Annotated in this window: 18 protein-coding genes and 1 other RNA gene; 12 read left to right on the forward strand and 7 right to left on the reverse strand. The window is 47.2% G+C overall.

Annotated elements, in window-relative coordinates:
* The first annotated feature begins 164 nt into the window (after positions 1 to 164).
* The 5 genes from EII14_RS01395 to EII14_RS01415 all read left to right on the forward strand — a co-directional run bounded on the left by EII14_RS01395 (position 165) and on the right by EII14_RS01415 (position 6,465).
* A complete protein-coding gene (locus EII14_RS01395; RefSeq protein WP_124930780.1) occupies positions 165 to 848 on the forward strand; it encodes a cell division ATP-binding protein FtsE in 684 nt (227 codons plus the stop codon).
* Between the two features lie 84 nt (positions 849 to 932).
* Complete coding sequence (locus tag EII14_RS01400; protein WP_124930781.1) at positions 933 to 2,249, forward strand: aspartate kinase; 1,317 nt, start codon at positions 933 to 935, stop codon at positions 2,247 to 2,249.
* A gap of 90 nt (positions 2,250 to 2,339) precedes the next feature.
* Positions 2,340 to 3,497 carry a diaminopimelate decarboxylase gene (lysA, locus tag EII14_RS01405; protein ID WP_124930782.1) on the forward strand — a complete coding sequence of 386 codons (1,158 nt, stop codon included), beginning with the start codon at positions 2,340 to 2,342 and terminating at the stop codon, positions 3,495 to 3,497.
* Positions 3,494 to 4,633 (forward strand): radical SAM family heme chaperone HemW, encoded by a 1,140-nt coding sequence (gene hemW / locus EII14_RS01410; protein ID WP_124930783.1) that lies wholly within the window; start codon positions 3,494 to 3,496, stop codon positions 4,631 to 4,633. The genes lysA and hemW overlap by 4 nt, the downstream gene beginning before the upstream one ends.
* A 341-nt stretch (positions 4,634 to 4,974) precedes the next feature.
* Complete coding sequence (locus tag EII14_RS01415) at positions 4,975 to 6,465, forward strand: Do family serine endopeptidase (protein WP_124930784.1); 1,491 nt, start codon at positions 4,975 to 4,977, stop codon at positions 6,463 to 6,465.
* Positions 6,466 to 7,338: 873 nt separating this feature from the next.
* On the opposite strand, the gene EII14_RS01420 is transcribed toward EII14_RS01415, so the two are convergent.
* The gene (locus EII14_RS01420; protein ID WP_124930785.1) at positions 7,339 to 7,908 is read right to left on the reverse strand and encodes a 30S ribosomal protein S16; all 570 of its coding nucleotides are present in this window, start codon (positions 7,906 to 7,908) and stop codon (positions 7,339 to 7,341) included.
* Positions 7,909 to 8,184: 276 nt separating this feature from the next.
* On the opposite strand from EII14_RS01420, the gene EII14_RS01425 reads away from it, so the two are divergent.
* The 5 genes from EII14_RS01425 (at position 8,185) to EII14_RS01445 (ending at position 11,032) form a co-directional block, all read left to right on the forward strand.
* On the forward strand, positions 8,185 to 9,018 hold the full coding sequence (locus tag EII14_RS01425; protein ID WP_124930786.1) for an outer membrane protein assembly factor BamD: 834 nt from the start codon (positions 8,185 to 8,187) through the stop codon (positions 9,016 to 9,018).
* A 40-nt stretch (positions 9,019 to 9,058) separates the two neighbouring features.
* Positions 9,059 to 9,403, forward strand: coding sequence for a DNA-directed RNA polymerase subunit omega (locus tag EII14_RS01430; protein ID WP_124930787.1), 345 nt, complete (start codon positions 9,059 to 9,061; stop codon positions 9,401 to 9,403).
* An 82-nt stretch (positions 9,404 to 9,485) separates the two neighbouring features.
* The gene (locus tag EII14_RS01435; RefSeq protein ID WP_124930788.1) at positions 9,486 to 9,953 is read left to right on the forward strand and encodes a DUF4293 domain-containing protein; all 468 of its coding nucleotides are present in this window, start codon (positions 9,486 to 9,488) and stop codon (positions 9,951 to 9,953) included.
* A 29-nt stretch (positions 9,954 to 9,982) separates the two neighbouring features.
* On the forward strand, positions 9,983 to 10,399 hold the full coding sequence (locus EII14_RS01440; RefSeq protein ID WP_233569326.1) for a single-stranded DNA-binding protein: 417 nt from the start codon (positions 9,983 to 9,985) through the stop codon (positions 10,397 to 10,399).
* A gap of 9 nt (positions 10,400 to 10,408) precedes the next feature.
* Complete coding sequence (locus EII14_RS01445; protein ID WP_124930790.1) at positions 10,409 to 11,032, forward strand: 4'-phosphopantetheinyl transferase superfamily protein; 624 nt, start codon at positions 10,409 to 10,411, stop codon at positions 11,030 to 11,032.
* Here the strand turns inward: EII14_RS01445 and EII14_RS01450 are convergent.
* Positions 11,021 to 11,809: a glucosaminidase domain-containing protein gene (locus tag EII14_RS01450; protein WP_233569327.1), complete on the reverse strand. Its 789-nt coding sequence runs from the start codon at positions 11,807 to 11,809 to the stop codon at positions 11,021 to 11,023. The genes EII14_RS01445 and EII14_RS01450 overlap by 12 nt on opposite strands.
* Positions 11,810 to 12,064: 255 nt before the next feature.
* On the opposite strand from EII14_RS01450, the gene dnaG reads away from it, so the two are divergent.
* Positions 12,065 to 14,179 (forward strand): DNA primase, encoded by a 2,115-nt coding sequence (dnaG, locus tag EII14_RS01455; protein ID WP_124930792.1) that lies wholly within the window; start codon positions 12,065 to 12,067, stop codon positions 14,177 to 14,179.
* A gap of 252 nt (positions 14,180 to 14,431) precedes the next feature.
* Here the strand turns inward: dnaG and ssrA are convergent.
* The 5 genes from ssrA to EII14_RS01480 all read right to left on the reverse strand — a co-directional run bounded on the left by ssrA (position 14,432) and on the right by EII14_RS01480 (position 19,965).
* Positions 14,432 to 14,830, reverse strand: a transfer-messenger RNA (tmRNA) gene (ssrA, locus tag EII14_RS01460).
* 62 nt (positions 14,831 to 14,892) lie between these two features.
* Positions 14,893 to 15,708 (reverse strand): glycoside hydrolase family 25 protein, encoded by an 816-nt coding sequence (locus EII14_RS01465; RefSeq protein WP_124930793.1) that lies wholly within the window; start codon positions 15,706 to 15,708, stop codon positions 14,893 to 14,895.
* A gap of 27 nt (positions 15,709 to 15,735) precedes the next feature.
* Entirely contained in the window at positions 15,736 to 16,554 is an 819-nt protein-coding gene (gene panB, locus EII14_RS01470; RefSeq protein ID WP_124930794.1) for a 3-methyl-2-oxobutanoate hydroxymethyltransferase, read from the reverse strand.
* A gap of 158 nt (positions 16,555 to 16,712) precedes the next feature.
* Complete coding sequence (locus EII14_RS01475; protein ID WP_124930795.1) at positions 16,713 to 17,912, reverse strand: L-serine ammonia-lyase, iron-sulfur-dependent, subunit alpha; 1,200 nt, start codon at positions 17,910 to 17,912, stop codon at positions 16,713 to 16,715.
* A 61-nt stretch (positions 17,913 to 17,973) separates the two neighbouring features.
* Positions 17,974 to 19,965 (reverse strand): fructose-1,6-bisphosphatase, encoded by a 1,992-nt coding sequence (locus EII14_RS01480; RefSeq protein WP_124930796.1) that lies wholly within the window; start codon positions 19,963 to 19,965, stop codon positions 17,974 to 17,976.
* A gap of 456 nt (positions 19,966 to 20,421) precedes the next feature.
* Here EII14_RS01480 and EII14_RS01485 point away from each other — a divergent pair, with 456 nt between their 5' ends.
* On the forward strand, positions 20,422 to 21,306 hold the full coding sequence (locus EII14_RS01485) for an ISL3 family transposase (protein ID WP_124930797.1): 885 nt from the start codon (positions 20,422 to 20,424) through the stop codon (positions 21,304 to 21,306).
* Positions 21,307 to 21,414 lie beyond the last annotated feature (108 nt).

A 21,414-nucleotide genomic window follows, 5' to 3' on the forward strand; every position in this document is an offset into this window, starting at 1 on the left:
GAATTTGTAAACCTTTTCCTTGTGAAATTCCATGAAAAGCAGTAATTTTGCAGCATTGACACACGTCGCAGTCTTCCTTGTCCATCATGATAAGTTGCTCACTTTTGTTTCGCGAAAAACCGCGATGTGTCAAGTCCGAACTCCCTAACATTCAAAAGACAATCATGCTCATCGACATAAAAGGTATCGACATCTGCATCAACGACCGCAAGATTTTGGGAAATGTTCATTTCCGAGTAGACAAAAATGAATTTATCTACATCATCGGTCGCGTAGGCAGCGGAAAAAGCTCTCTTCTGAAAACGCTATATGCCGAACTTGATTTTGAAGGCGGAGAGGCGCGCGTACTCGACACCGATTTGTCGAAACTGCGCACAAAACACATCCCCGAACTGCGTCGCCAACTGGGCATCATTTTCCAAGATTTTACGCTCCTCCAACACCGCACGATTTCACAAAACCTCGACTTCGTGCTGAAAGCCACCGGTTGGAAACAACGCTCGGAACGCGAACAACGCATCAAGGAAGTGTTGGAACAAGTCGAGATGTCTGCCTATCAGCACCACTATCCTCATGAACTGTCGGGAGGTGAGCAGCAACGCATTGCCATTGCCAGAGCCTTGCTCAACAAGCCACAGATCATTTTGGCCGATGAGCCCACCGGCAACCTCGACAACGAAACCGGCGAACGCATCGTCAGACTGTTGCGCTCACTCACCGAATCGGGCACTGCCGTTGTCATGGTCACCCACAACCGCCAATATCTCTCTCGTTTTCCCGGCATCGTATATCATTGTGCCAACGGAGAAATTCATGAGGTCAAAGACCAAACCTTTGTCAAGGCATGAGCCATACTCTCCCGAAAAACACAGTGCATCGGCACTTAACAGCCCTCCCGTTCAAACATTGATACAAACAAAAAGAACACCGATATGAAAATTTACAAGTTTGGCGGCACTTCCGTAGGCACGCCTGAGAGAATGAAGGAAGTCTGTCAGCTCATCACCGAAGACGGAGAAAAAAAGATCATCGTACTTTCTGCCATGAGCGGAACCACCAACAGTCTCGTGGAAATTGCCGATTATTTCCGCAAAGGAAACCCGGAAGGAGCCGGAAGCGTGGTCAACGCCTTGCGACGCACTTATCACGAGCATCTCCCCGCCCTCTACTCCGATGAGCGCATATTGGAAAAAACGCGCAAACTGCTCGATGAGATTTTCCTTCAACTCAATGATTTTCGAGGCAGAGAATTTTCCGATGCCGACGAGAAAGTTATTCTCTCCAAGGGCGAAATCATGAGCACCAACATGGTGACCAACTATTTGAAAGAAATCGGTGTAAAAACCTACCTGCTCCCCGCCCTCGAATATATGAAGCTCGACCGCAACGGCGAACCGGACGTGGCCTATATTCGCGAAAAGCTCGACGAACAACTCAAAGCCAATCCCGACTATGACATCTACATTACACAAGGGTTTATTTGTATGAACGCCGACGGACAGGTCGACAATCTCCAACGTGGAGGTTCCGACTACACGGCATCGCTCATCGGAGCCTCCATACGTGCCGACGAAATCCAGATTTGGACAGACATCGACGGCATGCACAACAACGACCCTCGCTTCGTGGAAGGCACCTCTCCCGTGCGCCAACTCAATTTTGAAGAAGCAGCCGAATTGGCCTACTTCGGTGCCAAAATCCTCCACCCCACCTGTGTTCAGCCGGCTCGCTATGCCGGTGTGCCCGTTCGGCTCAAAAACACGCTCGACCCCAAAGCCCCCGGCACGCTCATCAACAACGATCAGCAAGAAGGCGTCATCAAAGCCGTGGCGGCCAAAGACAACATCACGGCCATTAAGATCGTCAGCTCCCGCATGCTCTTGGCCAGCGGTTTCATGTGCAAGGTTTTCAACGTGTTCGACAAATACAAAACCAGCATCGACATGATTACCACCAGCGAGGTCGGCGTTTCGCTCAGCATTGACAACACGAGCCGATTGGCCGCCATCGTCGATGAACTGAAAGAAGTTGGCACCGTTGTTGTGGACGAAGGTATGTGCATCATTTGCGTGGTGGGCGATCTCCGTTGGAGCAACGAAGGTTTCGAAAGTCTTGCCGCAAACGCTCTCCGCGACATTCCCGTCCGAATGATCAGCTACGGCGGCTCCGACCACAACATTTCGTTCCTCATCAAAATGGAACACAAAAAAGCAGCCCTAAAAGCTTTGCAAGAGAAACTCTTTGCCTGACCTCTCCGAGGTTCAAGTTCATTTAAGGATGCCGATGTACGAGTCTGTCGCACATTGGCATCCCTCTCTAAACACAGACACCGACACGCAATGAACCCTAAACTATTCGAAGGAAAAGAAACCCCATTCTATTACTACGACCTCTCGCTACTGCGACGTACCCTCACGGCCATCAAGAGTGCTACCGCCGACAGCCCTCACTTCCACGTCCACTATGCCGTGAAAGCCTGCGCACATCCCGAGATCCTGCGCACCATTGCCCAAGCCGGATTGGGAGCCGACTGCGTGAGCGGCGGAGAAGTGGAAATTGCGGCAGAATATGGTTTCTCTCCCGAAAAAATCGTTTTCGCAGGAGTGGGCAAAACCGATCGGGAAATACAAACGGCACTCGACATCGACATCGCCTGCTTCAACGTAGAAAGTCTTCCCGAACTGGAAAACATCAATGCACTTGCAGCCCAATCCGGCAAGAAGGCGCGAGTTGCCTTTCGCATCAACCCCAACATCGATGCCCATACACACGCCAAAATAACAACCGGCCTCAACGAAAACAAGTTCGGGCTTGCAATGGACGACATGATCGCCGCCATTCGTCGCGCACAAGAATTGAGCCACATCGAATACATCGGTCTTCATTTCCACATCGGCAGCCAAATCACCGAGATGCAGCCTTTTGCCGCCTTGGCCGACCGCATCAACCAACTCCAACTTCTCCTCGAAGCCGAAGGCATCGCGACACCGAGCATCAACGTCGGTGGCGGATTGGGCGTGGACTATCAAACCCCCGATCTTCATCCGATCCCGGATTTTGAAGCCTATTTTTCCACTTTCAAAGAGCGGCTTCAAGTTCGCAAGAATCAAGAAGTGCATTTTGAATTAGGCCGCTCGGTGACAGCACAATGCGGAAGTCTTGTTTCACGAGTCGTTTATGTTAAACAAGGACACGAGAAACAGTTTGTCATCGTAGATGCCGGCATGACCGACCTCGTGCGTCCGGCCATGTATGGGAGCTATCACCATACGCTCAACCTCACTTCCACCTCTGCCGAAGAAGAAGTCTACGACATTGTCGGCCCCATTTGCGAAAGCAGCGACGTGTTCCACACCGACTACAAACTCCCCACCACCCGACGCGGTGACCTCATCGTCTTTCGATCCGCAGGAGCGTATGGTGAAACTATGGCTTCCCGATACAACTGCCGCCAACTTCCCGGCAGTATTATCTACTCATCTGCCAATCCGTCATGACGGGCATTTACATCCACGTTCCTTTTTGTGAAAAGCGTTGCACCTATTGCAGTTTTTACAGCACGACGCATGGCAAAAAGGAACGTGACGCTTTTGCCCATGCCCTCATTGAGGAATTGCGTTTTCGTCGCCCCAAGGAAGTTGTATCCTCTCTTTATTTCGGCGGAGGAACTCCCTCTCAACTCGATGATGACGAGCTGACTATGCTCTTCAAAGCTCTTCGTGAAAATTGCGTATTTGTCGATGATGTCGAAATCACGTTTGAGGCCAATCCCGACGACATCACCCTCGAAAAAGCGCGCCAACTTGTTCGTTTGGGCATCAATAGGGTCAGTTTGGGCATACAGAGCTTTGACGACCGCATGCTCCGATCTCTCAATCGCCGACACAATGCCCGGCAAGCCATGGAGGCCGTAGAGATGCTGAAACAAGCCGGTATTTCCAACATCAGCATAGACCTCATCTACGGATTGCCGGGACAAAGTATTGACGACTGGCAACAAGAAGTGGCAACGGCTCTCGAACAAAACATTGTTCACCTTTCCGCCTATGCTCTGTCCTACGAACCGGGCACCGTGCTCTATCGCCGGCTCAACAAAGGAGAACTCAAAGAGCGTGAAGAGGAGCTTTCGCTCGAAATGTTTGCCTTCCTCACCAAGCAAGCCGAATCGGCAGGGTTTGAACACTACGAAATCTCCAATTACGCTCGTCCGGGATTTCGCTCACGCCACAACACAAGTTACTGGACGGGAGTACCCTACATCGGTCTCGGCCCCGGTGCTCATTCTTTTGACGGAATCCGCACACGCCGCCACAATCTGCCCAAACTGACCGCTTACAACAATTCGGCAATTTGCCCCGCCAACGAAAACGGAGTTTTTGCCGATGTTCCGCACGAAACGGAAATACTCTCGGACGATGAGCACTACAACGAACTTATCATGACGCGCCTCCGAACGGCCGAGGGACTTCCGCTATCCCTCATCGATCCGCAACGGCAGGCATATCTGCTGCGAATGTCCAAGCCTCACTTGAAAGCCGGAAAACTCACGCTCTCCCCTCAACAAGAACTGCGTTTCACTGCCAAGGGCATCTTCCTTTCAGACGGCATCATGGCCGACTTAATGGCCGTATGATCTCCTCGCTCCTTTTCTTCCGCCGCAGCTTTCTCCCTCTTCGCCACGGGGCATTCTCTAAGGAAAACCCTCAAACTTCCGACCGCGCAGTTTAATGTGTCGTGTCATTTGTCCATTGAAGTTATCAGGAACGAATATCCAAACGAACGATTTGTAAAATAAATTCAAAAACACGGTTTTTCCCTCGGCCGTCCATTTCTTTTTTGTTGGAAACTTTTATTTTTGCAATGCTTTCGCAGTACCATTGTCTCACTCTTTTTCAGCACTCCAAGGCATATTTGATTTTTGAGAAAATTCCGTAGCGCAATAATTTATATTAACCCAATAACCACTAAACTATTATGAACAAGAAAAACGTAGCAATACTCGTACTCTCTACATTATTGAGTAGTGGATTAACAGCAGTAGCCGTCAAAGCCACCTCTTCGGCCACCGCTCCGGAAACAGCCACTGCCCCCACGGCTCCTTCCGCCGGCCAGCCGATCGATCTCACCTACGCAGCCGAACAAGCCACCAATTCCGTGGTCTACATCAAAGTTTCGGCCAGCAGCAAGCAACCCAACGTGCAGTTTTTCGATCCCTTCGAAGACTTCTTTGAAGATTTCTTCGGCAGAGGCCAAAGACAACGCCGCCAGCAACAGCAACAAGCTCCCAAACGCAGCGGTGCCGGATCGGGAGTAATTCTTTCGAAAGACGGGTATATTGTCACCAACAACCACGTCGTCCAAGACGCCGATGAGATTTTGGTGAAGCTCAACGATAATCGCGAATTTAAGGGACGCATCATCGGGCTCGACAAAAACACCGATTTGGCCGTCATCAAAATAGAAGCCGACGACTTAACCCCTATCCCCGTCACTTCGAGCGACAATCTCAAAGTGGGCGAATGGGTTTTGGCCATCGGCAACCCTTACGGACTTACCTCTACCGTAACCGCAGGCATCGTCAGTGCCAAAGCACGCATGTCGGGTGCAAATCCGGTTGAAAGTTTCATTCAAACCGATGCCGCCATCAATCCCGGCAACTCCGGTGGTGCTCTTGTCAATGCACGAGGGGAACTTGTGGGCATCAACGCCATGCTCATCTCCCAGACCGGTTCTTACAGCGGTTATGGTTTCGCCATACCGACAACCATTATGACCAAAGTTGTTGAAGATCTCAAACAATTCGGCACTGTTCAACGTGCCCTTCTCGGAGTGACCGGACAAGATCTCTCTGCACACATTGACATGGAGAAAGAAAAGGGAAAAGAAGTTGATCTCGGCACTCTTTCCGGCGTCTATGTCACGGAAGTAGCTTCCGACGGAGCGGCCGAAGCCGGTGGTTTGCAAAAAGGCGATGTGATTACCGCCATAGACGGAAAGCCTATCGAAAAGTTCGGACAACTCCAAGAAGTATTGGCCATTCATCGTCCCGGCGATAAAGTCAAAGTCACTTATTTCCGCAACAAGAAGTCACACAACACAACGCTCACCTTGCGCAACATTCAAGGCACGACAACCAACATCGAAAGCATCGACACAGAATCTATGGGAGCCGCACTCCGCTCGCTGACCGACACGGAAAAACGCGAATTGGGGTTGCGCCATGGTTTGTTGGTCAGCAGCATTCGCAGCGGAAAGCTCATGGACGCCGGCATCTCGAAAGGCATCATCATCACACAAGTCAATGATCGCACCATGAACTCTGTGACAGACTTTGAAGAAGCTGTCAAGGAAGCCAATATGAGCCAAGACCGTGTGTTGTGGATTCGCGCAAAGACCCAAAGCGGCCTCAATCGTTCCTACACAGTGGAATTGGGCGACACAAAAGAAAACAAAAAGAAAAAATAAAACATCTCTGCAATAAATCGGCGAGGGTTGCATCATTACGCAATCCTCGCTTTTTTGTGTTTCAACCTCTCTCGACCTTGTGATTATTCGACAATATGGCTGTCCGGTATTTTTTTCGAGAAGAGTTCGGTTTTTAGCGGACAGCCATAATTCGGCAACCGCCGGATAAACGGCATAAACTACCTTTGTGATAGTTTTTTCTACTCGTTACTCCGTTCGCACGACCTCCTTTATAGAATCTTCTTCTACCTCTCAAAATGTGTTCAAACCAATCGGAAAAACATTCAAACCAATCGAAGAGAATAAACTTCATTCTTCGTTAAAGCCCACCTGTCATCCCCCAACAATACTTTTTTCTTTTTTCACCTACATATCCTACACTACTCCACATAAGTCGCAGATATGCAGTGCGTTGAAGATGTATACAAAGCTGCCAATCAACTACATCCGTCTTTACATCCTACATCTTGTGTCGAGAAGGCGTACAGACTCTCCACACCTTAACAATGTATGATGTGTAGGTTTTAGAAAAATCCGCATACATTCTTTCTCGCCTGTATATCAACAACTTGACGTCCCGTTCGGCATAAAAGAAAATCTCCGTATACACTCCCAACTTTCTGAATTTCAAACAACTTCGGAGATTCGTGTATGTTTTTCAACAATCTCTGCTTTGGTGTGTATATAGGCGGATCACGACGTATAATAAGAAGGACATAAGTTTTCTTGCAAATTCACTTATCGCAAGAAAGGCAAGTCTTTTCTAAAAGAAAACACCTCGACGCAATTGGGGTGTCGAGGTGAAATTCATTAATTATGAAAACTTCGGCTGTCCGAAAACAACAGATTTCCAAAACAGGATTCTGTCGGTGGTTATGCTTCGGCAGGAGCCTCTTCTTGTGCAGGAGCTTCGGGAGCTTCTTCCACGGTTTCTGCTTCGGTCTGAGCAGCTGCGGCTTCGGCTTCTGCCTTGGCAGCGGCAATTGCGGCTTTTTTCTCGGCCACTTTTTCGGCTATTTTGGCATTGGTAGCTTGTTCGGCTTCAAGACGAGCTGCGAGTGCGGTCTTCTTGGCTTCTGCCAATTTTCCGGTGAGAGTTGCTGTCTTGTTGTCTTTCTCTTGCTTCCAAGCCTCAAATTTAGCCTTGGCGGCAGCTTCGTCAAAAGCACCTTTCTTGATACCTCCGCGAAGGTGCTTCATAAGAAGTACGCCCTCATCGGAGAGAATATTGCGAACGGTGTCGGTGGGTTGTGCACCGCACTCTACCCAGTGGAGGGCGCGTTCGAAATTAAGATCGATGGTTGCAGGATGAGTGTTGGGGTTGTAAGTACCGATTTTCTCGGTGAACTTACCATCGCGAGGTGCACGAACGTCGGCGATAACGATGCTGTAAAAAGCGTAGCCTTTACGGCCGTGGCGTTGCAAACGAATACGAGTTGCCATTAAAGTTGGATTGTGATTTATGGGGACACGTCCCCGGTTTATAATAAAAATAATCAAAAGCTCCTATCTCGTAGAAGCGGAGCAAAAATACATTCTTTTTTCGGTTCTCACAAGCTTAGAAGATTGTTTTTCACTCTTTTGAGCTTTATCATCTCGATTTTGTCACATCGAACAGCAAGATAACCGACATAACCCTTGCAAATAAGGATTAAATAAGACCACAGACTTGTTTTTATACGATGGATTTCTTATTTTTGCATTTCAATTATGTATCACATGAAGAAGACCTTTACTGCGCTGCTGATCACAATTTTGGTTTTGAATGCTTGCTCCGACTACAATGCGGTACTGAAAAGCACAGACCTCGACTATCGTTATGAAGCAGCCAAGCAATACTACTACGAAGGGAAGTATGACCAATCGGCCACATTGCTGATTGACTTGATTGCAGGGGCAAAAGGAACAGAACGCGCAGAAGAAACGCTGTTTCTCTTGGGAATGGCGTCCTATAAGGCCGAAAGTTATGATGCGGCTTCAAGTTATTTCAAAAAATACTACGAATCTTATCCGAATGGAATATATGTAGAGGAAGCACGCTTGTTTTGCGGACGTTCTCTTTATCAAAACACACCGGAACCCAATTTAGACCAGAGCGACACCTACTCGGCCATTACCGAGTTTCAGGCGTTCACGGAGAACTATCCGAACAGCAAATACCGAGATGAAGCCATGAAGCTCATTTTCGAATTACAGGATAAGCTGATCGAAAAAGAATATGCCGCGGCAAAACTGTACTACGACTTAGGCTCTTATTTCGGAAACTGCACGAATGGCGGAAGCAACTATCAGGCGTGTATCGTCACGGCACAAAATGCCATTAACGACTATCCTTATACTTCTCGAAGAGAGGAGTTTGCCATTCTCATCTTGAAGTCAAAGTTCGACTTGGCCGAACAAAGCATCGAGGAGAAAAAAAGAGAACGCTATGGCAACGCGGTCGACGAATATTATGGCTTCATGAACGAATTTCCCCAATCGAAGTTTATGAAAGAAGCGACCAACCTATTCGAAAAAGCACAAAGCTATCTGAAAACAGCGCCAACGCGATAGCTTTCAACTTTGTAAAACAAACAATCACACTATACATCTCATGGATTATAAGAAATCAAAAGCACCGACCAACACCGTCACTCACAATTTGATGGACTTTGCGGAACCCACCGGTAATATTTACGAAAGCCTCGTGATCATGGGCAAACGTGCCAATCAAGTGTCGGTGAAGATGAAGGAAGATCTCAGTCGCAAGTTGAAAGAATTTGCCTCCAACTCCGACAGCCTCGAAGAAACCTTTGAAAATCGGGAGCAAATAGAAATCTCTCGCTATTATGAGCGACTGCCGAAAAGCACACTCATTGCTGCCGATGAGTTTTTGCGAGGAAAAGTTTACTTCCGCAACCCTCAGAAAGAACGCGATCAGCAACTCAACAACGACTGATCGTTTTCCCCACCGATAGGGTCTCTAAAAGTCTGTGCGACCTTGGAGACCTTATTTGCTTTTACCCTCTCAACTTTCGATTATGATTCAGCGTATTCAAAGCCTCTATCTCCTTCTGGCCTCCCTGCTGATGCTGGCTGTTTGTTTTTTTCCTATATTATGGGTCAAAGTCGGCGAAACCGGCTTCTACACCCTCATCTTTTGGGGAGTGGAAGCCAAAGCCGCAGAGCCTTATAGCATGTCTCTCTCGCAAGGCGTTTTGGCAGCCCTCACCGTACTTTCCGTTTATGCCCCTTTCCGCACGCTGTTTGCTTTTAAAAATCGTCGCCGCCAAATGCGGTGGGCGCTCTGCTCGACAGTACTCATCCTTGCGCAACTCACCATGATCGGCATTACAACCTATCTGCTGACGGAGGCGTTTGCACAAACCTCTGTAAGTCCCAATTGGACACTTCTGCTACCACCGGGAGCTGTGTGTTTGTGTGTGTTGGCATATCGTGCAATCAAGCGCGATGACAACAAAATACGTTCTATCGACCGCATTCGTTAATTCTTCTTTCTGTCGCCATGAATAAAGTCATGCTCATTGGAAATGTCGGCAAAGATCCGGAAATCCGCTATGTCGACAATGGAGTTTGCACGGCCAAACTATCTCTTGCCACCAAAACCCAAGGATACACACTGCCCAACGGAACCCAAATTCCGGAAAGGACAGAATGGCATCACCTCCTTTTTTGGAGAAGGCTTGCAGAAATCGTGGAAAAATACGTCAGAAAAGGCGACAAACTCTATGCCGAGGGCGAACTGAGAACAAGAAACTACGTGGATCATCAAGGCGTGACACGATATGTGACAGAGGTTTGGGTCAATAATATGGAAATGCTGACTCCGAAATCGCAACGAGAAATGAGCATCGATACGGACAGTCCCCCTTCCGCTCCTCAAAAAAATGCGAACAACCCCATTCCGGATCGCCCTACAGAAGTTCCTTTTTAAGTTATTGAAATGCCATTTCTGAAAACAATAACATTTTCCCCCATAAGCATCTCGTTTTGGCGCATAGATGAGCGCGAAGACGAGATGTTGCTTATTTTGCCCCCCGACAAGAAGTATGCCGAAACGGCGGCTCGCTTTCGGTCGGCTCGTCGCCGAAAAGAATGGTTGGCTACACGATGTCTGCTACACCATCTTTTGGGAACGGAGGCAGAGCTGACATATCTTCCAAGCGGAAAGCCTCAATTAAGCCATGACATCAATGCGGATTTTGAAATCAGTGTTTCGCATTCTTCCGAATGGGCAGCTCTGGCTCTTGCCCCAAAAGGGCGAGAGATTGGTTTGGATGTGGAATGTTTTGGAGAAAGAGCCTATAAACTTCGCCATCGTTTTTTGTCGAACGATGAGTTGCCGTTGGCCAACAACGAGCAACAAGCCTGCTTGATGTGGTGTGCAAAAGAGGCTGTCTACAAATTGTGTGACACGGCAGGGCTTCGCTTTTTAGAAGACATGAAATTACAAAAAGAAAGCGGACAACTCTACATCGAGTTGCCCACTTTGAAAAAAAGAGCGATCATACACAGCCATATCGAAGAGAAGCATGGCATAGCCTTCGCTTTGTTTTCATCGGAGTAAAAGTCTGTCTCCACTCGTAGCAGTATAGTCTTCGGGCAGTAAGTTCCACTTGTAGAGATAAGCCAGACGAATGCCGTATCGTTGAGCAATGCCATACATCGATTCGCCCGGTTGAATGGTATGGAGCGTATTGCGAATAGCTTTGGCCACATGGCGTTTTTTCTTTTTCAAATAGACCACATCTCCTTCCGCAAGTTCGTAATACTTATCGACTTCGTTGTATTTGCGCAAACGTTTCTCTCGTATTTTGAAATCTTTGGCGAGAGAAGAAAAAGAGTCGCCTTTTTCAGCAATCAAATACACTAAATCATTGCAAAGGTAAAGCCGGCGTCCCATGGCTTCGGCTTGTCGTCCGTGCGACAAACGGCTGTATTTGACACGATCGAACTCGTGAAGCCCGTATCGCTCTATAATTCCGATCAGAATTTCCGCATACTGAGGATTGGTGGCATAGCCGGCCGCCTTTAAGCCATAAGCCCAGCCTTTGTAGTCGTGAGGGTGAAGGTGAAACAAATTGGAATAACGTCCTCGTTTGCTCAAAAACAAGGAGTGGTCCTCGAAACTTTCAGCAGGATTCTTATATTTCCGAAATCGCTCATTGGGGGCATCATCATCTCGAAGCACATAAGGCCCGTTCCAACCGCCTCCCGTCTTGATCCCGAAATGATTGTTGGCCATTGTTGCAAGAGTGGAACGCCCGGCATTGCTTTCAAGCAGCCCTTGTGCAAGTTTTATACTGGCCGGAATCCGATAACGCATCATTTGATCAACCGCCATCGTCTTGTAGGTGTCAATATATTGACGATATGCATCTTGCTGAGCCGATAAAACAAGACAGCTCCAAAAGAAAACGAAGAGAGAAAAAAAACGACACACCATATTCTTAAACTTAACAACAACAAAGATACATCTTTTTTTTACTTTGGTTGGATTGTGTGTTGAAAAAGATGTATATTCGCATGTTGAAATGAACCTTCCGAAAACAACATTGCTACGCTCCGCGCGTGCATTTCACCCACAAAACACCTCCACATGATAGACCGTTTGACCATAGAAAAAATTATGGCTGCCGCCGACATCGTCGATGTGGTGGGGGACTTTGTCACACTCAGACGCTCCGGAGCCAACTACAAGGGATTATGTCCGTTTCACAACGAAAAGACCCCGTCGTTCATGGTTTCACCGTCCAAACAGATCTGCAAATGTTTTAGTTGCGGAGGAGGTGGCAATGTCATCAACTTCGTGATGCAACACGAGCAAATGGGCTATACGGAAGCACTGAAATGGCTCGGACGAAAATATGGTATCGAAGTAAGGGAGAAAGAGCAAACCGAGGAAGAGAAAACAGCCGCCGCAATGCGAGAGGCGATGTTCGTCTTAAATGATTGGGCACGCGATTTCTTTTCGGACACACTTCACAATCATGTAGACGGAATAGCCATCGGCATGAGTTATTTTCGCAGAAGAGGATTGAGAGATGATATTATCCGAAAATTTCAATTGGGATATTCTCCGGAGCAACGCGATGCTTTTGCCATTAAGGCTAAGAGCAAAGGTTTTGAGGAAAAATACATTGAGGCAACCGGATTATGCTATCGTACCGATGATGGCAAACTTCTTGATCGTTATCATGGTCGAGTCATCTTTCCCGTACATACCGTTTCCGGACGGGTTGTGGCTTTCGGAGGGCGTATCTTAAACACCGAGAATAAAAAGGTTGGAAAATACGTCAATTCGCCGGAGTCTGAAATATATTCCAAGAAAAAAGAACTCTACGGGCTCTATCTGGCCAAACAGGCCATTGTGAAACAAGATCGTTGCTACCTCGTTGAAGGCTATTTGGACGTTATTTCGATGCATCAAAACGGCGTAGAAAATGTTGTGGCATCCAGCGGAACGGCATTGACTCCCGAACAAGTGCGACTGATACATCGTTTCACAAACAATGTCACCGTTCTCTACGACGGCGATGCGGCCGGCATCCATGCCTCACTGCGCGGCATAGACATTCTTCTCTCAGAAGGATTGAACATTAAGGTGTTGCTTTTACCCGACGGAGAAGATCCGGACAGTTTCGCACAAAGCCATTCTGCCGAAGAGTTTCGACAATACATAGAAGAGCACCAAACGGATTTCATACGCTTCAAGACCGACCTGCTCATGAAAGGTGCTGCCGGAGATCCTACTCGTCGGGCAGATGTCATTCGCGACATCGTAAAAAGCATCGCCGTCATTCCGAGCCATATTGTCAGACAAGTCTACATACACGAATTGTCTTCGCGCTTGGGAATAGAAGAACGGATTATCGTAAGCGAAGTTGCGGAAGAAAACAGAAAAGCTCAGAAAGAAAACAGGAAATCGGCTTCGGGAATCAATTCGGAAAACGCTTCAATTATCTCAAACATATCTTCTACCGACCTCTCCTCGGCAAGTTTGCAAACAACATCTGCCGACAACAAGGAAATTCAAGGAGAAGGAAAAGACGGAGAACCCCAGAATACAACTGAAAAACCGGCCGACAATGATATTTTCAATGTTATATCTCCTGCAAAAAGAAAATTTGAAGCCTGCGAACGTCAGCTGATAATGGTAATCGTACGCTATGGGGAATATCCCTTATTAGCCGCCCCGGAGAAAGTCGAAAGGAAAATAGGAAAAGAAGCACCGCCCTCTTCACCCACAGAAAAGTTCGACAGTCCTCTTGTTGCCCCCTATATCTTCGATGAATTAACAGCAGATGGCATTAAACTACAACTTCCCCTTCACCAAGAGATTTTGGAAGAAGCCGCTCGTTTATGTCGCACTCCCGATTTTCAAGCGCGTAAATATTTCCCACTACACCATAATCCCGAAATCAGCTTATTGGCAGCAAAACTTACCGACGAACGGTATCTGCTTTCCACCATGCAACAACAGTTGTATGTACCTGCGGAGAAACGTCTAATTGAGATTGTTCCCAGAGTAATCAATGACTATAAGCACGCTATTCTCATGGTGGAAAAAGAGATATTGATGCAAACGCTCAGAGAATATGCCGTAAGCAACAACCAAGAAGAGATGAATCATCTGATGAGCCGTCTTATGGAAATCAATAAGGCGGAAATGGAATTTGCCAAAATTCTGGGAGATCGTGTCCTAACCAGTTAATTCATACCTCGGCAATTTGATTTCTCAAACACGTCTTGCCGATGCCTTTCGATAGCCCCCACGGATCTTCCGCTGATCCCTATTTACTCTTCAATATCAACAAAACAACTGCATTCATGAGTTTTCGGCTCTTTGAATGCAGTTATTCTTTACAAGTCATAGTTGTTTGGGAGGGTAAAGTTTTTGACACACCCCGTTGCAGTCTAAACCTAAATGTGTGTCAGTCTTTTAATCCTAATATACAAACTTGAATGGTGGAGCCGGAGGGAATTGAACCCTCGTCCAAACGGAGAACTGATATGCTTTCTACACGCTTATCTTCCTATTGATTTTCGTGCAAAGGTTGGGTGGAAGCTACCTCTCCGTTGCCTTATCCTCTAATATTTCAATGCAAAATCGAGGCATTCCGCATCTATCTCCTATTTACAGCACCACCATTTCAAGACGCAAAGGAGCAAGTGCTCTTGGGTGATGTCTCGTTCCAACTCCTTGAGAAGGAATAAAGCCAATCTACTATACTTCGATTAAGCAGCGAGAGCGTAATTATTTTCGCCAGATAAATTGTTTGAAAGCCAAGATTAAAGTGCCCGCTTTCATCCGCACTGCGTGCTTACAGATCACCTCGTTCCGCTGTCAAATCCGATCGACCCCGAGATAATTGTAGTGCAAAGATAAGGAGAAAAATCAAAACGAACTCATTTTTCTCCTTTTTTTCACATTTGCAAAAGTTCCAAAGAGAAATTTCCCATCAGACAACTGCGATCGACATTGCCTCGAATACCCGGCATACGCCCTGTTTGCGTATATTGCCATATCATATAATCAAGTTCGTCACGCAAAACAGGCTCATCCCCCTGATATTTGGCTATCATCCACGGATAATCCCTAAATTGTCCGACAAGATATTTATTGTAAAAATTTTGATAGGTATAGAGCAAAGGTTTCCGACCGTAATGTGCCTCGACTCGATCGACAAAGTCGATGAGGTCAGTGATAAATCGTTCATAGCCAACCTTCCCCCTCACCTCTATATCTATGAGAGGCACGAGGTCTTGTTCGCTTTTTCTGACATTGGTCGTCATGTTTTCCACTTGTTCATCCACGCTGATATTGGGGCGATAAAAATGATAGCTTCCGACACTCAATCCAGCCCTGCGAGCCTCTGCCAGATTATAGGCATATTTGCGATCCACCAGATTGGCTCCTTCGGTGGCTTTTATGTAAGCATAGCTTATTTCACCTTCGGAAGCCACTTGTTGCCAATTGATCACCCCTTGATAACGACTCACATCAATGCCCTCACGGTAGCGCGTATTAAGTTTGGAGCGTTGTTCCAATTCGATGACTGTATCCTTTGGTCGCGTCATTGCCATCAATTTGGTCGGCAACATATCCGGTTGATTTTGCACGGCACGTTCGACCGGCGAAAGATTGCGATGCTTTTTCGCTTTTCTATACCCGGCATTGATCGGCAAGGTTGCACCTATCACGATACAAAGGGTCAAAATCAGTCGGAGGAGAAAAGGCATGAGTGTGGTGTATAGGGAGGCGGTCGTTCAATATCGCTCTTTTTCGTTGGGAAAGTCGCCAGTTTTCACATCGGAAACATATTGTCCGATGGCATCGGTCATAATTTGGTGCAGATCGGCGTATCTCCTCAAAAATTTCGGAGAAAAGTCCTTGTTTTTGCCGAGCATGTCATCGACCACTAACACTTGACCGTCGGAAGCACCGGCACCGATGCCAATCACGGGAATCGAACAAAGTTCGCAAACCTGTGCATTGAGTATGGCTGGTATTTTCTCTGTGACAAGTGCAAAACAACCAACATTTTCGAGTGCTTGGGCATCGGATAGAAGTTTTCGGGCTTCGGCCTCTTCTTTGGCACGCACGGCATACGTTCCGAATTTATTGATGCTTTGAGGAGTAAGTCCGAGGTGTCCCATGACGGGAATGCCCGCTTCCAATATTTTTTGAATGGTATCCAATATTTCGACACCGCCTTCGAGTTTAAGGGCATCGGCTCCCGTTTCCTGCATGATGCGAATTGCATTTTTCACACCTTCCGTGGGGTTCACCTGATAAGTTCCGAAAGGCATGTCGCAAACCACCAAGGCACGTTTCACGGCACGAGTGACGGAACGGGCGTGATAGATCATCTGATCAAGGGTAATGGGAAGGGTTGTCACGTTACCGGCCATCACATTGGAAGCACTATCGCCCACCAAAATGCAGTCCACTCCTGCCCCATCAACGATGCTTGCCGTTGTATAATCATAAGCCGTAAGCATCGCTATTTTCTTTCCTTGTTGTTTCATTTCAAGCAACCGGTGAGTGGTCACTTTTCTCGTATCTTCGACTAAATATCCAGCCATTTTTGAGTATCACCTATTCTATTTTGAAGATTTCCGACACATGAATATCGAAAACGCCATTATGTGCAAATATACAAAAAACAAGACGAATGTTCAAAATCGGAAGAGGAAAGTAAACATTATTTAAGTCCTTATCGATGAAGTAAAAAGAATTTAGGCTACTTGTGATATTCCTCCGCAAGGCCTCCTTCGGAAGTTTCCCGATAGAGCGACGGAAGATCTCTTCCGGTTTTTCCCATCACGATGACGGCTTTATCATAGGATATGTGATGTACCCCTTCCGCAAATGTGGCATAAATATTGGCATCAAGCGCACGAGCGGCGGCGTGGGCGTTACGTTCGATACAGGGGATTTGCACAAGTCCGCATATCGGGTCGCAAGTCATGCCGAGATGATGTTCAAGCCCCATTTCCGCGGCATATTCGATAGTTCCCAAACTACCGCCGAAACTATAATTGGCGGCGGCGGCGGCCATCGCACAAGCCACACCGACCTCGGCCTGACAACCGGCTTCGGCGCCGGAAATCGAAGCTAATGTTTTCGCCACATTGCCAACAATTCCCGCAGTGGCAAGGGCGTGGAGAGTGCGTATTTCGCTCACCTGCCGACTTTTGGAAATATGGTAGAGCACAGATGGAACGACACCACACGACCCACAAGTGGGGGCGGTGACAATGCGTCCCCCACCGGCATTCTCTTCGCTCACAGCCAAGGCATAGGAGAAGACAAGGCCACGGGATTGAAGATTTTTGCCATATCCCATGGCCTTAATGAAATAGCGCGGTGCCTTTCTTTGAAGGTTCAACCCTCCGGGCAACACGCCTTCGTTTTCGAGGCCACGCTCCACGGCAGATTTCATCACATGCCACACTTCTCGAAGATATTCCCATATTTCGGGCCCTTCGCAATAGTCCACATAATTCCAATAGTCCATTCCTCTCTGCCGACACCACTCCATGATGTCATTCAGGCGGTTGAGTTCATAGATGTCCGGTGTTCCGGTAGCGCCTTCTCCCTCTTCGGCAAGTGCTCCGCCTCCGACGGAATAGACCGTCCAAGGATCTTTAACGGCACCGGACGCTGTGACGACCTCAAACTTCATGCCATTGGGATGATAAGGCAACACGATCTCGGGACACCACTGAATTTGCGTACGTTCCGCGCCCAAAACCTCGGTGACGGCAGCATCGGTCAAGTGCCCCTTTCCGGTGGCAGCAAGACTGCCGTAGAGCGTCACCTTAAAATTTGGAGCTTCGGGATGTCGAGACAGATATTTTTCGGCAGCGGTGCGAGGCCCCATCGTGTGAGAACTACTGGGGCCGTAGCCGATACGGAAAATTTCTTTTAAACTTTTCATGTGTAAGCAAGAGATAAGACACAGCAATAAGACGGCTGCCGAACAGGTATGGAATAAAAAATCAAGTTATTTCTTTGATAAATCCCTTTCGGTAAGCAAGCAGCAATTTTTTGAGTTCGGCAATCTGCGCTCTGATTTCTTCCCCTTTATCGGTTTCCGAAACCATTTCCCGATGACCGGTCATTTCGACAAGCTGGGTACTCGAAACAATGTCGGTACCATTTTTAATGGCCTCGGCCGTTGAGGTAAAATGCTCGTGTTGTACAAGCTGAAAACCTCTCGAATGATAAACGAGCGTATAGCCGGCAATGCCGGTGGTATGGTGGTAAGCTTCGGCAAAACCTCCGTCGATCACCATCAATCGCCCATCGGCTTTGATCGGATTTTCGCCATCGGAAACATGCACGGGAACGTGACCGTTTATGATGTGACGATGCACCCCTGTCACTTCAAAGTCATCGAGAATATTATCGCAGATTTTAACATCGTCGCGCAATTGGAAATACCAACCTTTTTGTTCTTTCCAAGTTGCACGATCGGCTATAAAATATCTCTCGAATGTAGCCATCTTCGATTTATTGAACAGCGGGCTGTCGGGGCCACACCATAAATACCAAAAGAAATCGCGGGCATTGCTCTTCTCATCATCTTCCGCCGCTTCATCATAAGCCGTGCGCACAGTTTGGTCAATGCGCTGCATCAATCTCATTCCGCTACATTCTTGTTCGAAGAGCGAAACTTTTTTAAGACTGCCATCGGCTTCGAGAGGTACAGCGGCGTGATAGAGCAGATTGGAATTGACGACATTGAACATCGAACCGCGCGTGAGCAGACATCTCACATGTCGCTGCAAACGCTCGCTCATGCGGAAACTGCGACGCAAACGCTCGACAAGCTCGCGTTCTTCGTCACTAAGACGATCGGGATGTTCGGGGTCAATGGTCGGAAAGAAATTATCCTGCAATTCATAAGTTTTGCCTTCGAGCGTGATCGTGCCTGCTGCAAAATCACATTGATGAAGAAGACACCTATCTTCCATTTTCCATTCGGGATGACGGCGATAGAGCTGGCTCTCCACCTTAAATTGTATCACCGAAATGGCTTTGTGCATTTGCGCCATCAGTCTGCGTTGCTTATCGCCCGGCTGATGCTTACCCAAGCATTTGGGTTCAAACAACTCACAAGGGTCATCAGCATAAGTTTCCATGGCGAAAGTGGCCAATGGAACAAGGTTGATGGCATACCCCTCTTCGAGCGTCTGCATGTTGCCATAGCGCAAAGCCATGCGCAAGACGGCAGCCAAACAGGCTCTGTTTCCGGCGGCAGCCCCCATCCAAACGATGTCATGATTTCCCCATTGAATGTCTAACTTATGGTAGGTGCATAGTTTGTCCATAATAAGATGTGCTCCGGGGCCGCGATCATAAATATCTCCCAAAATATGGAGTTGATCGATCGACAATCGCTGTATGAGGTGACACAGTTCGATGATGAACGGCTCTGCACGCTTCGTGTCGATGATGGTTTGAACAATGACTTGATAATAAGCTTGTTTATTACGGTCGTCATTACTCTCATGCAAAAGCTCCTCAATGATATAAGCAAACTCGGCCGGCAAACTTTTGCGCACTTTCGAGCGAGTATATTTGCTGCTCACGCTTCGACACACCTTGATCAAATGATGCAGAGTGGACTGATAATAGTCTTCGATATGCTCATCCGACTGCTTGACCAACTCCAATTTTTGTTCGGGATAATAGATCAAAGTGCAGAGGTCTTTCTTTTCCTGTTCGCGCATCGTTGCACCAAACAGCTCCTGCACTTTTCTCTTTATATTACCCGACGCATTGCGCAACACGTGCAAAAAGGCTTCGTTTTCTCCGTGCAAGTCGGCCAAAAAATGTTCGGTGGGCTTTGGAAGGTGTAAAATGGCTTCCAAATTGATTATTTCTGTCGTCACTTTCGGAATATTAGGAAAATCACGTGCCAACAGATTCAGATACCGAAGATCCTGCATTACGCTGTGCAAATCTTCTTTCTTTTCTTTATACATAGGTCGGTTTCTTGAATATTTTGGTGATAAGAAACGAATATTCGGTTATCGCATTGCCATTCGCAATAAAGCGAAAGCCTTCAAAACGAAAGACAATACGCAAAGTTAAGGCATTTATTTCAAATTGACTTCATCGGATACCGAGTATTTTTGAAAAACAACAGTCTAAACTCCGAAAAAACAAAGATACTGATCTGGTGACAAGCCACAACTGAGAGGAAGCAAGACTTACACATTCCTTTTATAAGCTCTCTGCCCCCTACAACCACCTCCCTCTCCTCTATTTTCTTCGCGATGTTGTCAAACGCACATTTGGATACGCGTCAAACGTGTTTTTTTAGGAAGTGCGTTGCTCATGATGTGAGTTCTCCAATGTTCTTTTTGTAAAAACGTCGGCTCTATAACGTTTTTAGTGGGTAATCATATTTTGTCTTTTCCTTTTTGTACCTTTGCCTTATGGATAATAATTTGCAAACACTCTTTACGCTTGGTCTGAATCTGAGTAAGCCCTGGCAAGTGGTAAAAGTAGAATTTTCTCAGGTGGAAGGAGCGGTCGGGCAAGAGCTCCACATCTGGTTGGATTTTGAGAAGGGGTATCGCTTTCTCTCTTCCACCGGTGCCGAACTTACTGCCTACGATACGGTAGAGAAGACCTGGCGTCATCTCAACTTTTTCCAACATGCCTGTTATCTGCATGCTCGCGTTCCTCGTCTTCGCAGCTCGGGCGGAGAGATCGAAACGGTCAGTGTTCCTTGGACCAGAAAGAATTCCGGCTTTACCCTCCTTTTTGAAGCCTATACGATGGCATTGGTGCAGGAGGAAATGCCGATGAATGCCGTGGCGCGCCAAGTCAAGGAAACCGCTCCGCGACTTTGGCGCGTGTTCAACCATTGGGTGGAGAAGAAGAAAGGAGAGTTGAACTTGTCCGGGGTACGCTATATTGGTGTCGATGAAACCTCTCGCCGCAAGGGTTATAAGTATATCACACAATTTGTAGACTTGGAAAAACGCAGTACCATCTTTGTTTGTGAAGGCAAGAGTGCGGAAACTTTTTCTCTCTTTACCAATTGGTTACACAGTCATGGGGGAAATAGTCGACAGATAGAGCTCGTAGCTATGGACATGTCGGCCGGATTTACGGCCGGATGCCTGCAATATCTTCCCAATGCCCAAATTGTCTATGACAAATTCCATCTTATCCAAGATGTCAACAAAGCCTTGGATACGGTAAGAAGAGCCGAACATAAGGAGAAGCACTTGCTCAAAGGACAGCGCTATACTCTCTTGCATCTGCGCAAGCATTTATCAGCAAGGAAAGGTAATGTCCGAAAAAGTGTGTAAGATTTCCCTCCGTTCCTTCCCCAGGCTTTGGGTTAACCCAAGCCTGGGGGAGTTTTGTGGTGTTGATTTTAGGTTATCGTTTTACTGTATTTCCCATTCTCTAAAGTA

The organism is Alloprevotella sp. OH1205_COT-284 (genome assembly GCF_003859795.1).
Taxonomy (GTDB): Bacteria; Bacteroidota; Bacteroidia; order Bacteroidales; family Bacteroidaceae; genus Alloprevotella.